The 12,597-nt window shown below is 63.7% G+C and carries 12 protein-coding genes; 8 read left to right on the top strand and 4 right to left on the bottom strand.

Features of this window, described 5'->3' with window-relative positions; all coding sequences use genetic code 11:
• Window positions 1-111: 111 nt before the first annotated feature.
• Window positions 112-867: a triose-phosphate isomerase gene (tpiA, locus tag A3AI_RS0128130; RefSeq protein ID WP_024518786.1), complete on the bottom strand. Its 756-nt coding sequence runs from the start codon at window positions 865-867 to the stop codon at window positions 112-114.
• 236 nt (window positions 868-1,103) lie between these two features.
• Between tpiA and A3AI_RS0128125 the strand changes: the two genes are divergently transcribed.
• The 5 genes from A3AI_RS0128125 to A3AI_RS43535 all read left to right on the top strand — a co-directional run bounded on the left by A3AI_RS0128125 (window position 1,104) and on the right by A3AI_RS43535 (window position 5,740).
• Window positions 1,104-3,008 (top strand): peptidyl-prolyl cis-trans isomerase, encoded by a 1,905-nt coding sequence (locus tag A3AI_RS0128125; RefSeq protein WP_024518785.1) that lies wholly within the window; start codon window positions 1,104-1,106, stop codon window positions 3,006-3,008.
• A gap of 19 nt (window positions 3,009-3,027) precedes the next feature.
• Complete coding sequence (gene trpD, locus A3AI_RS0128120) at window positions 3,028-4,041, top strand: anthranilate phosphoribosyltransferase (RefSeq protein ID WP_024518784.1); 1,014 nt, start codon at window positions 3,028-3,030, stop codon at window positions 4,039-4,041.
• Window positions 4,042-4,055: 14 nt separating this feature from the next.
• Window positions 4,056-4,874: an indole-3-glycerol phosphate synthase TrpC gene (trpC, locus tag A3AI_RS0128115; protein WP_024518783.1), complete on the top strand. Its 819-nt coding sequence runs from the start codon at window positions 4,056-4,058 to the stop codon at window positions 4,872-4,874.
• The gene (moaC, locus tag A3AI_RS0128110; protein WP_024518782.1) at window positions 4,874-5,368 is read left to right on the top strand and encodes a cyclic pyranopterin monophosphate synthase MoaC; all 495 of its coding nucleotides are present in this window, start codon (window positions 4,874-4,876) and stop codon (window positions 5,366-5,368) included. Before trpC ends, moaC begins: the two co-directional genes overlap by 1 nt.
• A 105-nt stretch (window positions 5,369-5,473) precedes the next feature.
• Window positions 5,474-5,740 (top strand): hypothetical protein, encoded by a 267-nt coding sequence (locus tag A3AI_RS43535; protein WP_024518781.1) that lies wholly within the window; start codon window positions 5,474-5,476, stop codon window positions 5,738-5,740.
• A gap of 158 nt (window positions 5,741-5,898) precedes the next feature.
• On the opposite strand, the gene A3AI_RS0128100 is transcribed toward A3AI_RS43535, so the two are convergent.
• Complete coding sequence (locus tag A3AI_RS0128100; protein WP_024518780.1) at window positions 5,899-6,489, bottom strand: CGNR zinc finger domain-containing protein; 591 nt, start codon at window positions 6,487-6,489, stop codon at window positions 5,899-5,901.
• A gap of 88 nt (window positions 6,490-6,577) precedes the next feature.
• Here A3AI_RS0128100 and A3AI_RS0128095 point away from each other — a divergent pair, with 88 nt between their 5' ends.
• Window positions 6,578-7,831 carry an MCT family MFS transporter gene (locus tag A3AI_RS0128095; RefSeq protein WP_024518779.1) on the top strand — a complete coding sequence of 418 codons (1,254 nt, stop codon included), beginning with the start codon at window positions 6,578-6,580 and terminating at the stop codon, window positions 7,829-7,831.
• Between the two features lie 128 nt (window positions 7,832-7,959).
• Here the strand turns inward: A3AI_RS0128095 and A3AI_RS0128090 are convergent, their stop codons facing one another.
• Entirely contained in the window at window positions 7,960-9,288 is a 1,329-nt protein-coding gene (locus tag A3AI_RS0128090) for a S41 family peptidase (RefSeq protein WP_024518778.1), read from the bottom strand.
• 74 nt (window positions 9,289-9,362) lie between these two features.
• Window positions 9,363-10,547: an NADH:flavin oxidoreductase/NADH oxidase gene (locus A3AI_RS0128085; protein WP_024518777.1), complete on the bottom strand. Its 1,185-nt coding sequence runs from the start codon at window positions 10,545-10,547 to the stop codon at window positions 9,363-9,365.
• A 179-nt stretch (window positions 10,548-10,726) separates the two neighbouring features.
• Here A3AI_RS0128085 and A3AI_RS0128080 point away from each other — a divergent pair, with 179 nt between their 5' ends.
• Together A3AI_RS0128080 and A3AI_RS0128075 are read left to right on the top strand one after the other, a co-directional pair.
• A complete protein-coding gene (locus tag A3AI_RS0128080; RefSeq protein ID WP_024518776.1) occupies window positions 10,727-11,863 on the top strand; it encodes an alpha-hydroxy acid oxidase in 1,137 nt (378 codons plus the stop codon).
• Between the two features lie 42 nt (window positions 11,864-11,905).
• Window positions 11,906-12,547 carry an HAD-IA family hydrolase gene (locus A3AI_RS0128075; RefSeq protein WP_024518775.1) on the top strand — a complete coding sequence of 214 codons (642 nt, stop codon included), beginning with the start codon at window positions 11,906-11,908 and terminating at the stop codon, window positions 12,545-12,547.
• Window positions 12,548-12,597: the final 50 nt, after the last annotated feature.

Here is a 12,597-nt window from a genome sequence, read left to right as displayed (position 1 = left end):
TTCGCGGCCCGGCGCGGGCTCAAGCAAGGCGGCTTGCGGGGTTCAATGGAGTTGCGCGGGTGTTACACGAACGGAGGCGGCAAAGCCACCCCGAACCGCTGCACCTTTTAGCTAGGGACACCCTTGCGCAATCGCAAGGAAATCGGCCGCCTTCAGGCTGGCGCCGCCCACCAGGGCACCATTGACGTTCGCCACCGCCATCAACTCAGCCGCGTTGGAAGGCTTGACCGAGCCGCCATAGAGGATGCGTACCCTGGCTCCCTCCCCCTTGAACCGCTCGCTGAGAAAATCCCGGATAAACTTATGAATTTGCTCAACATCTGAGGCGGTAGGCGTGCGGCCGGTGCCGATCGCCCAGATCGGCTCATAGGCTACGACCAGATTATCGGCCTTTGAGCCCTCCGGGAGCGACAGCTCGAGCTGGCCGCGCAGGATATCCAGGGTTTGGCCCGCGTTGCGCTGCCCCTCGCTTTCGCCGACGCAAACGATGGCCACGAGGCCAGCGCGCCACACGGCTTCTGCCTTCTGGCGGACCAAATGGTCGCTTTCGCCGTGATCAGCCCGGCGTTCGGAATGGCCTACAATGACGGCTTTGGCGCCGGCATCGGCCAGCATCTCGGCCGAAATGTCGCCGGTATGCGCCCCCGACGGCTTGGGGTGGCAGTCCTGCGCGCCCACCGCAACCGCTGTCCCGCGGGCCTTCTCGGCAAAGGCTGCAACCAAGGTCGCAGGTGGGCAGACCAGCAGATCCGCCTTGGCTGCAACGCCAGGAGCACCCGCCATCATGGCCTCGAGCTCCCCCATGGAGGCCTTCAGCCCGTTCATTTTCCAGTTTCCGGCGATCAGCGGCCGGATGGCATTGGTCATGGCGGTGTCCCCAAAAACGATTTTCTCATGCGCTAGCAGAGGAGCAAGCCCAGTTCCAGATCGCAAGCTGACCCAAATCGAATTCTCAAGGACTTAACGCGGATCATCCACCTTGAGCCCCAAGGTTGCAGCAGCCGCCTCACGTCTTTATTATGCCTCATCAATTCGGTGACGCCCTTTTGCAGCATCCGCTATAAGCGGGGCCACCGGTTCCCCTTTAAGACAAGTTGGATCTCATGCTTCGAGGATTGCGTAAGGCCTCATCAAACTGGCTCGGCAAAACCATTATGACGGTCGCGATGGGGGCGCTGATCGTCAGTTTTGGCATTTGGGGCATTGCCGACATCTTCAGGGGCTTTGGGCAATCAACGCTCGCCACGGTGGGCAGCACCGAAATCTCGGTCAACGAATTCCGCCAGCTCTACACCGACCGGCTGCAGCAGCTTGGGCGTCAGTTCGGCCGTCCGCTGACCCAGGAGCAGGCCCGCGCGTTCGGCTTCGACCGCCAGCTGCTGGAGCAGACGCTTGCGGAAGCTGCCCTGGATGAGGAGGTGCGCCGGCTCGGGCTCGGACAGTCCGATGCCGAGACCATGCGCGTGATCCTGTCGGATCCGAACTTCAAGGGCGTCGGCGGAAAATTCGATCCGCAGCGCTTCCAGTACATGATCCGCCAGTTCGGCTTCACCGAAGCGCGGTATATCGCCGATCAGCGGCGCGTATCGTTGCGGCGCCAGCTCGCGGGCACCCTCTCGGCCGGCCTCGAACCATCGAAGACACTCCTGGAAGCAACGACCCGTTTCCAGAATGAGCAGCGCACGATCGAGTACATCAAGCTCGGTGCCGCACAGGCCGGCACCATCGATCCGCCGTCGCCGGAGGCGCTGGCCGACTTTTTCGACAAGCACAAGGCGCAATTCCGGGCGCCCGAGTATCGCAAGATCGTTTTCGTCGTGCTGACGCCGGAAGAAATCAGCAAATGGTCTGATGTCTCCGACGAGGATGCCAGGAAGCTCTTTGACCAGCGCAAGGAGCACCTGGGAACACCGGAGAAGCGGGAAGTGTCACAGATGGTGTTCCCGAACATGGACGAGGCGACGGCCGCCCGCTCCCGCATTGCCTCGGGCACACCGTTCGACGACCTCGTCAAGGAGCGCAAGCTCGCTCCTGCCGATGTCGATCTTGGCCTGGTGAGCAAATCCGGCATTCTTGATCCCGCCTTTGCGGACGCCGCTTTCTCGTTGCCTTCGGGCGAGGTCAGCCAGCCGGTGCAGGGTCAATTCGGCGTGGCGCTGATCATGGTCGGCAAGATCCAGCCGGCCGAGCAGCCGAGCTATGAGAGCCTCGCGCCTCAGATCAAGCGGGAGATCGCAACCGCCCGCGCACGCGACCAGGTTGCGAGCCTGCGTGACAAGTTCGAGGACGAGCGCGGCGGCGGCGCGAGCGTGACCGAGGCGGCCCAGAAACTCGGGCTAACCGCAACCACGATCGACGCGGTCGATCGCTCGGGCAACCAGCCCAATGGCCAGCCAGCCAACGTCCCACAAGGCCTCAACGTCGTTGCCCAGGCTTTTAGCAGCGATGTCGGCGTCGACAACGAGCCGATCTCCTACCACGGCGGCTATGTCTGGTACGACGTGCTCGGCATTACCCCGCCACGCGACCGTAGCCTCGACGAGGTGAAAGACCAGGTCGAGGCGCGCTGGCGCGAGGATCAGGTCGCAAGCCGGCTGCGCACCAAGGCGGCCGAGCTCGTGCAGAAGCTCGGCCAGGCGGGCAACCTCGCCGACGAAGCGACAAGCCTGAGTGTGAAGGTAGAGACGGCCAGCGGATTGACGCGCGGCGGCTCGGCCGCCGGCCTGCCCTCCAACGTGGTCGCGGCGGTCTTCAAGACCGCCAAGGACGGCGTTGGCCAGGCGACAGGTAACAGTGATAGCGAATGGGTGGTGTTCCGCGTCACCGACATCACGGTGCCACCGGTCGATTTCGCCTCTGACGAGATCAAGAAGCTGAAGGACACCCTGCAGCGCAGCTTGGGCGACGAGCAGCTTGCAGCTTACGTCACCAAGCTGGAGAAGGACATCGGCACCAAGGTCAACGAGGAAGCCTTCGCCCAGGCGACCGGCGCCAGCAGCAACAACTAGGTCATGTTTGAGTTACGCGATGGACGACTTTAAATCGATTATTGGCAAAGTCGCCACCGGCGCCACCCTGACTCGCAAGGAAGCCGCTAGCGCTTTTGACAGCATGATGTCGGGCGAGGCTACGCCATCGCAGATGGGCGGCTTGCTGATGGCACTGCGGGTGCGCGGCGAAACGGTGGAGGAAATCACCGGTGCGGTTTCGGCGATGCGCGGCAAGATGCTTGGTGTCACCGCCCCGGCCGAGGCCATCGACATCGTCGGCACCGGCGGTGACGGCTCTGGCTCGGTCAACGTCTCGACCTGCGCCGCTTTCATCGTCGCCGGTACCGGCATCCCCGTTGCCAAGCACGGCAATCGCGCCCTCTCCTCCCGCTCGGGGGCAGCCGACGTGCTTGCATCGCTCGGGGTGAAGATCGACCTTAAGCCGGAAGACGTCGGCCGCTGCGTGCACGAAGCCGGGATCGGCTTCATGTTCGCGCCCGCGCACCACCCCGCCATGAAGAATGTCGGCCCGACCCGGGTCGAGCTCGCCACCCGTACCATTTTCAACCTGCTGGGACCCTTGTCCAATCCGGCCGGGGTGAGGCGGCAGATGGTTGGAGTGTTCTCGCGGCAATGGGTGCAGCCTTTGGCGCAGGTGCTGCAAAACCTCGGCTCTGAATCCGTCTGGGTGGTGCACGGCTCCGATGGCCTGGACGAGATCACGCTGACCGGCCCGACCTTTGTTGCGGCACTGGAGAACGGTGATATCCGAACCTTCGAGGTCACGCCGGAACAAGCCGGTCTCACCCGTTGCGGCAGCGAGGGTTTAAAGGGCGGCGATGCCGACGCCAATGCGGTGGCGCTGCAAAGCGTGCTCGACGGCAAGCCAAGCCCCTACCGTGATGTCGCGCTGTTGAATGCAGCGGCGGCCCTGGTCGTGGCCAGCCGTGCCAAAACTCTCAAGGAAGGCGTCGAGATCGGCAAGAAGTCGCTCGACAGTGGGGCAGCGGCGGCGCGGCTGAAGCACCTGGTCGCGGTCTCCAACAGCTGAGCCGAGGCATCGCGATGTCCGATATCCTGACCAAGATCGAAGCCTATAAGCGCGAGGAGATCGCGAGCGCCAGGCGCGCACTACCACTTTCCGAAGTCGAGGCACGCGCACGAAGCGCTCCGCCCCCTCGCGGCTTTCTCAGCGCCATCCGCAGGAAAACAGCGGCCGGCGATTATGCTTTGATCGCTGAAATCAAGAAGGCCTCCCCTTCCAAGGGCCTCATCCGCGCCGACTTCGATCCGCCGTCGCTCGCCAAGGCCTATGAGGCCGGCGGCGCGGCCTGCCTGTCGGTGCTGACGGATACACCGTCGTTCCAGGGCCATCTGGATTTCATGGTGGCCGCGCGCGCGGCTACCAACCTGCCAGTGCTGCGCAAGGATTTCATGTTCGACCCCTATCAAGTGGCGGAAGCCCGTGCGCATGGGGCCGACTGTATCCTGATCATCATGGCCGCTCTCGTCGATGGCGCGGCGCGCGACCTCGAAGCTGCGGCGCTCGCCCATGGCATGGACGTGCTGATCGAGATCCATGACCGGAACGAGCTCGAGCGCGCACTCAGGCTCCGCTCGCCGATGATCGGAATCAACAATCGCAACCTGCGCACCTTCGAGACGACATTGGGGACCAGCGAGGCGCTGGCGCCGTTGATTCCGAACGACCGCGTGATCGTCGGCGAGAGCGGCGTATTCACGCCTGCCGACATGGCGCGGCTCGCCCGCGTCGGCATCTCGACCTTCCTGGTCGGCGAAAGCCTGATGCGGCAGGCCGATGTGACGACGGCAACGCAGGCGCTGCTCGCGCGTGCGCCGGCGGTTACGACCGGAACTCAGTGATGACCCGCAAAGCCTCGCCATTGCCCGCCCTCACCCATATCGACGCCGCCGGTGAGGCGCGCATGGTCGACGTGTCGGAAAAGCCGGCTACCGAACGGCAGGCCGTGGCGGAAGGTCGTGTCGTCATGAGCCAGTCGACGCTGGACTTGATCGTCTCGGGCAACGCCAAGAAGGGCGACGTTCTGGGCACCGCGCGGATAGCCGGGATCATGGCCGCGAAGCGAACGGCGGAGCTTATTCCGCTATGCCATCCGCTAACGCTCTCGAAAGTCACCGTCGACATTGCCCCCGACGCCGCCCTGCCCGGCTGTCTTGTGCGCGCCAGCGTCAAGGTGACCGGGCCGACCGGCGTCGAGATGGAGGCGCTGACGGCGGTATCTGTCGCGTGTCTGACGATCTACGACATGATCAAGGCCGTCGAACGCGGCGTCCACATCGAAGGCATCCATCTCGTGGAGAAGATCGGGGGCAAGTCCGGCCATTACCGAGCCTGACTTCACCGCGGCCTCAGGATTTCCCACCGATTGATCGGAAGAAGATCGCATGTGCGGTGTTGTTCTCGCAGGCGCTCGGCACTTTTCCATCACGGAGATGACGTCATGTCGCTGCTCAGGCCACTCGGCGCGCTTGCGGTACTCTCGACCTCCGTCCTGATGCCTGCACAGGCGCAACAGGCGATGTCCGAACCCGCCTATTGCGCGTTTTTCTATCCAGGCGCGAACTGCCAGAACAAGGGTCCCGGCAATCCCTATACGGACCCCAACTACCGGCGCTACGGCGGACAAAGCTCGGGACAATGGTCCAACAATGAGACCGTCGGCGTCGCTCCGAAGCGGACACGCCATCCCCAAAGGAGGATGCAGTGAACGCCGCTCAACGCAGCGAGGCGTTGACCGACGTGAGCTAGCTGATGAGCTTGGTCGCGATTCCGTTGATGACAGCGATGATCGGCAGCGAAAAACAAGTTTCCAGCACAGCCGTATGAAGCCGGCAATTTTTCCTATTCCGATGCTGGAACCCGTCGTCACTGTGTGGCGCGTTGTCGCGCGCGGTAAGCCCTGGTCTTGATGCGGTTGCCGCACAGCGACGACATGCACCAGCGCCGCGTCGCGGGTTTCGATCGGTCGAAGAATAGCCGCCGACACTCCTCAGCCGCACACATCTTGAGCCGGTCAAGCGAACCACTCTGCATCCCGTCGTAGAGGTCAGCGACCAGCGTTGAAATTCCCGCCAGCGCATCATTGCGCGCAGGGCGCAGCAGCGCCTTGCCCGTGCCGCCGAGCTCGGCAACCAGAGGAAACGCCGCAATGGCCTCGTTCAACGCGCGCGCGACGCTGCGCTGGCGCCGGCTTGGCGGGTCATGCTGCAGATAATCGCGCAAGGCCCTGCGAAAGCCCACCGCCGTATCGAACATCGCAGGCGTGATTTTCGTATCCGCCTGCAGCATCCCGCGCGCAGCCATCCAGGATGCGAGATCCTGCGGAGCCTTCAACTCATCCCCTTGCGGATGCGCCACCCCGTGATGGGTGAAATGCCTGAGATCGAGCGTGTTGGCGAAATCGTACAGATTCGCCAGCGCGTCGGGGACCTGGAACTTGCGCGACTCTTTCGACATGCAACACCATTTAATCACCTTTACCGGTTGACGACAATAGACACCATTATAATATCTTTAGAAGTGTCGCTAAAAAATGGAGGTCGTCATGCCTGGGCAAGCGACAGAGGCCCCCCGCATCTTCTACGGCTGGCTTGTGGTCGCCGCCGCATTCGCGATTACTTTCATCGGCTTCGGCTGCGCCTATACTTTCAGCGCGTTTCTCGAGCAGCTCCAGCATGATTTCGGCGCCTCGCGCGGCTCGGTGTCGTTGGTCTTCTCTCTTGCCGGCTTTCTCTATTTCGGGCTCGGCATCATCAGCGGTCCCCTTGCCGACCGCTTCGGCGCGCGACCGCTTGTGGTGACCGGCATGGTTCTGCTCGGCGTCGGGCTCGCATTGGCAAGCGTCGCCCGCAGCCTTCTCGAGGTTTATGCGGCCTATAGCCTGGGCGTAGGACTTGGTGTCGGCTGCGCCTATGTTCCGGCGATCGGCGCGGTTCAGCGCTGGTTCGTGCGACGTCGCGGCTTTGCCTCAGGCCTTGCCGTCAGTGGCATTGGGGTCGGCACGCTGGTGATGCCACCGGTGGCCTCGTTGCTGATTGCCGGCGTCGGCTGGCGCGGCGCTTACCTCGCGCTCGGTGCGTTTGCACTCGTGCTCGGCGGAGGGATGGCGCTGCTTGCCGACAACGATCTGCGGACTCGCGGGCTTTACCCTGATGGCGAGGCTCAGCCGCCTCAAGGCGGAGGCGCCAGCGGCGAAGGCTCCAGCGTTCGCGAGGCCGTCCGCTCCGGCCGTTTCGTCGGCCTCTATGCGGCCTGCCTGATCTGCTCGTTTGGCGTGTTCGTGCCCTTCGTCCACCTCGTGCCATTCGCGCGCGATCACGGCATCGCCACAGCACAGGCGACGCTGCTGTTGGGCGTGATCGGCATCGGAAGCACCGCCGGCCGCTTTTTCCTGGGCGGTATCGCCGATCGCATGGGCCGCGAGCGCTCGCTGCTTCTGATGTTCGCAGGAATGGCGGTGTCACTCGTGCTCTGGGCCGTCTCCGACCACCTGTGGTCGCTGGCGGGCTTTGCATTCATCTATGGCATCTTCTATGGCGGCTGGGTTGCCGTGCTACCGTCCGTGGTGATGGATTATTTCGGTGGACGCAACGTCAGCGGCATCATCGGCGTGCTCTATACCAGCGTCGCCTTCGGCACGCTGATCGGCCCGAGCGCTGCGGGCTTCGCCTTCGATCTCAGCCACAGCTACGAGCTGCCGATCATCGCCAGCGCGGCGACCAATATCGTCGCCGCAGCCATCGTGGCCCTAAGCTCGAGATCGGCCGGGCGCAGCGCCGGGCCGCTGTTCCAGCAGTGACTCGGCAGGGTCGCCACCTATTCCGGAGGCGGCGCGTTGCAGCAACAACAAGGGCGGCCGCAAGGCCGCCCTTTGATCTCACTTATATAGCCTCTGTATATAGCCTCTCCTGGCCCGTTCCGAGCCGGCTAGTTTGGCACCGCCTTGGCGGCGGCGGGCGCATCGGCATTGACGGTGACGCCGCGCAGCAGGTCGTAGGCCGCGTGCAATGCCTTGTCGTCCTTCTCATCCGGCGGCACGTAGGACTGCGAGCCGGACTGCTCCTTGCCTTCGGCCGACAGATGCCCACGCATCGAGGCTTCGCCCTTGGTGTCGGTGCGGCCTTTCAGCTCATCCGGCACGCTCTGCAAAACTTCAATGTCGGGCGTGATGCCCTGGGCCTGAATCGAGTGCCCCGACGGCGTGAAGTAGCGCGCCGTGGTCAGGGCCAGCGCGCCATTGCCGGCGCCGAGCGGAATGATGGTCTGCACCGAGCCCTTCCCGAAGGAGCGCGTGCCGATCAGGGTCGCGCGCTTGTGATCATGCAGGGCGCCGGCGACGATTTCCGACGCCGAGGCCGAGCCGCCATTGATCAGTACCACCAGCGGCTTGTTCTTGATGAGGTCGCCACCGCGCGCGGTGAAGCGCTGGGTTTCCTCCGGATTGCGGCCGCGGGTGGACACCACCTCGCCATATTTCATGAACGAGCTTGACACCGAAACGGCCTGGTCGAGCAGGCCGCCCGGATTGTTGCGCAGGTCGACCACAAAACCGGCGAGCTTTTCGGCCGGGATCTGCTTCTCGATATCACTGATCGCCTTATGCAGGCCGTCGGTGGTCTGTTCGTTGAAAGAGGTGATGCGGATATAGCCGATATCGCCGCCCTCGGTGTGGTAGCGCACCGGCTTCACGCGGATGATCTCGCGGGTGATGGAGACGTCGAACGGCGCCTCCTTGCCCTTGCGGATGATGGTGAGCTTGGTCTTGGTATCGGCCGCGCCCTTCATCTTGTTGACAGCCTGCTCCAGCGTCAGGCCCTGCACCTGCTCGCCGTCGATTTGCGCAATGAAGTCGCCGGACAGAAGCCCCGCGCGCGCTGCCGGCGTGTCGTCGATTGGCGCTACGACCTTGACCAGGCCGTCTTCCATCGTGACCTCGATGCCGAGCCCGCCGAACTCGCCGGACGTGGTCTCCTGCATCTCGCGCCAGGCCTTGTCGTTCATGTAGCGCGAATGCGGATCGAGCGCGGTGACCATGCCGTTGATCGCACCCTCGACCAGCTTGGAGTCGTCGGGCTTCTCGACATAGTCCGCGCGCACGCGCTCAAAGACCTCGCCGAACAGGTTGAGCTGCGAATAGGTGTCCGAGCCGGCCGCCGTCGCACGCGCGATTAGGTGCGCGCTCTGCGGACCCGTCACCAGCAGGGTCACGCATACGCCGGTCAGAGAACCCATCAAGAAAAGCCAATTCTTCCGCATTGCCGCCGCCGCCTTCCGCGCTTGAGCTGATCCTGTGCCGCCCGGTGGGATCAAATATGATCGAAGTTCGATCCTCACAATACCTTTCTGGTTTCTTCAAGGCCGATCTGCCAAGTTGACGGTTTTGTGCCAAAGCCGCGCCGTGCCCGCACCCCCAGCCAATAGCCGAATTGCGGGGGCACGTTCCGGAACACGCTTCCATCGCCCAATTTCAGGGCAGCATCCATCGCCCAATTGGGATTGTTGAGGATTTCCCGCCCGACGGCGATCAGATCCGCCTTTCCATTTTGTAAGATTTCCTCGGCCTGGTCGCCATGGATGATTAGGCCGACCGCCATGGTCATGATGTCGGCATGCTTCCGGACATGGTCCGACAGCGGTACCTGGTAGCTGTATTTGATCTCGTTGCCGAGAATCGGCGCCTGGTCGGTAATCCCCCCCGAGGAGCAATCGATGACGTCGACGCCCCTGGCTTTGAGGATCTTGGCAAGGCGCGCGCTGCTCTCCGGCCCCCAGCCGGCGTGATCCTCCACCGACAACCGGACGAACAACGGCTTGGTTTCCGGCCAGCGGGCGCGGACGGCCTCCGTCACCTCGATCAGGAAGCGCATCCGGTTCGGTTCCGAGCCGCCATATTCGTCGGTGCGCTGGTTGGACAGCTCCGAGAGGAACTCGTGTACGAGGTATCCGTGCGCGCCGTGCAACTCCAGCACCTCGAACCCGGCTGCATGAGCGCGCCGCGCCGCCTCGCCCCACGCCTGCACCAGATCCTTGACCTCGCCCCGTTCCAGCGCCCGCGGCACCGGCCATTTGTCGCTATGGGCGATGGCGCTGGGCGCGACCGGCGTCCATGCGTCCCAATCCGTAACCTCTGCTTCGATCTCCGGCGTGTGCCGCAGCGGGCCACCGCCTTCCCATGGCCGGGAGGCGCGCGCCTTGCGCCCGGAATGGCCGAGCTGGATGCCCGGCACTGCGTTCTGCTGCTTGATGAAGTCGGTGATCCGCTTGAGCGGCACCACGAACGCGTCGTCCCAGATGCCGAGATCGCCGATCGTACCGCAACCGCGCCGTTCGACCTTGGTCGATTCGACGATCACGAGCCCCGCGCCGCCGGCTGCGAACTTGCCGGCATTGACCGTGTGCCAGTCGGTCGGGAAGCCCTTCACGGCCGAATATTGATGCATCGGCGGCACCACCACCCGGTTCCGCAAGGTGACGTCCCGGATCGACAGCGGCGTGAACAAGAGTGGCTCGGTCATCAAGTCTCCTTGCGGTCTCTTGGAGGCCCCGTCGCGGCGCTTTTCTGAGTCAGCTGCAAGCCCGCAAGAACCTTACGCCCGGCTTCGCGCGCAAGCCATGCAAAATTGGGATGGCACGAAGCCTCCCGACGCGATACGCGAGAGGTACAAGCATGCAGCACAAATCCGGGAGGAAATTCATGAACGACGCGACCCCGCAGCCGCCAACCCGGAATGTCGAGCTCGGGGCGAGCAACGAACCCTTCCAGAACCTGCACGAGTTCATCGGCAAGGCCCGCGCCAATCTCAACCAGAATGCGTGGGACTACATTATTGGCGCTGCGGAGACCGAGACCACGCTGCGCCGTAACCGGATGGCGCTGGACGAGATCGCCTTCCGGCCGCGGGTGCTGCGTGATGTCTCCAGGGTCGATGCGTCGGTGGAGAGATTCGGCCGCAAGATGCGGCTGCCGGTGATGATGGCGCCGGTCGGTGCGCTGGAAATCTTCGAGCCCAATGTAGCCGCCGCCGCGGTCACCAGGGCGGCCGGCCGGTTTGGTGCTGCGCATATGCTGAGCTCGGTCTCCGAGCCGGGCCTTGAGAAGGTCGCCGAGGCCGCGCCCGATGCGCTGCGCATCTTTCAGCTCTATGTCCGCGGCGACGACGCCTTTGTCGAGGATATCGTCAGCCGCAGCATCGCCAACCGCTACACCGCGTTCTGCCTGACCGTCGACACCGCGCATTACAGCCGCCGAGAGCGCGACATCGCCAAGCGTTATGTGCGCGAGAGCCGGCTGCGCTCCACCGGCGGCGATTACCAGAAGGCGCTGAACTGGAAGACGGTGAAGCTGATCAAGGACAAGTACAAGATCCCGCTGATCATCAAGGGCATCGCCACAGCCGAGGATGCGCAGATCGCGATCGATCACGGCGTCGAGTGGATCTACGTTTCCAACCATGGCGGCCGCCAGCTCGATCACGGCCGCGGCGCCATGCATGTGCTGCCGGAGATCGTGGACGCGGTGAAGGGCCGCGCGAAAATCATGGTCGATGGCGGCTTCTGCCGCGGCTCGGACGTGGTGAAGGCGATTGCGCTCGGCGCGGACATCGTCGGCATCGGCCGCCTGCAATGCTGGGCGCTGGCGGCTGCCGGCGAGGCAGGCGTGCTGCGCATGCTGGAACTGCTGGAGGACGAGGTGATCCGCACCCTCGGCCTGCTCGGCGTCACGTCTTTTGCCGAGCTCAACAAGTCCTACCTGCATGCGGCCATCGCGGCCAATGCGCCCAGCGTGTTCAGCGCGTACCCGCTGCTCGACATCGAACCGTATCGCTATTGAGCTATAAGGGCGGGCATTCGCCAGTCTCCTAGACGAGCCGTCATGACCCTTGCCCGCCCTGTTGCCCGCCTCTCGCCCGGCGCCGCCGATGCGCTCCTGTTCGATCTCGGCCGCGTCGTGATCAATATCGACTTCGGCAAGGCGTTCGCCTGCTGGGCCGGCCACGCCGGCTGCGCGGTCTCCGATCTTGCCACGCGCTTTGCGCCAGACGACTCTTATCGGCACCATGAGACCGGCAAACTGAGCGACGCCGAATATTTCGCGGCGCTGCGCACTTCGCTTGGCATCAGCATTTCGGATGCGCAGTTCCTGGAAGGCTGGAACGCCATCTTCGCAGGCGAAATGCCGGATATCGCCAACCAGCTCGCACGCGCGGGCAAGCATCTGCCGCTTTACGCCTTCTCCAACACCAACCGGCCGCATGTCGAATATTTCTCGTCTGCCTATGCCGACGTGCTCAAGCATTTCCGCGAGGTGTTTTTGTCCTCCAGCATCGGCCTGCGCAAACCCGATGCAGCCGCCTACGATCATGTCGTGAAGGCGATCGGCGTCCCCGCCTCGCGCATCGTGTTCTTCGATGACGTCGCCGATAATGTCGAAGGCGCCCGCGCCGTCGGCATTCATGCGGTGCAGGTGAAGTCGCCGGCGGATATTGCGGATGCGCTAACGGCGTTGGGGATCTGACGCCATACTGCCTCGTCGTCCCGAAGCAAATAGCTCTGAATTGTTTCGTC

Source organism: Bradyrhizobium sp. Tv2a-2 (assembly GCF_000472425.1).
GTDB lineage: Bacteria > Pseudomonadota > Alphaproteobacteria > Rhizobiales > Xanthobacteraceae > Bradyrhizobium.
Note: the sequence above shows the minus strand (reverse complement) of the source record. Positions and strands in the feature narration are given on the sequence as shown.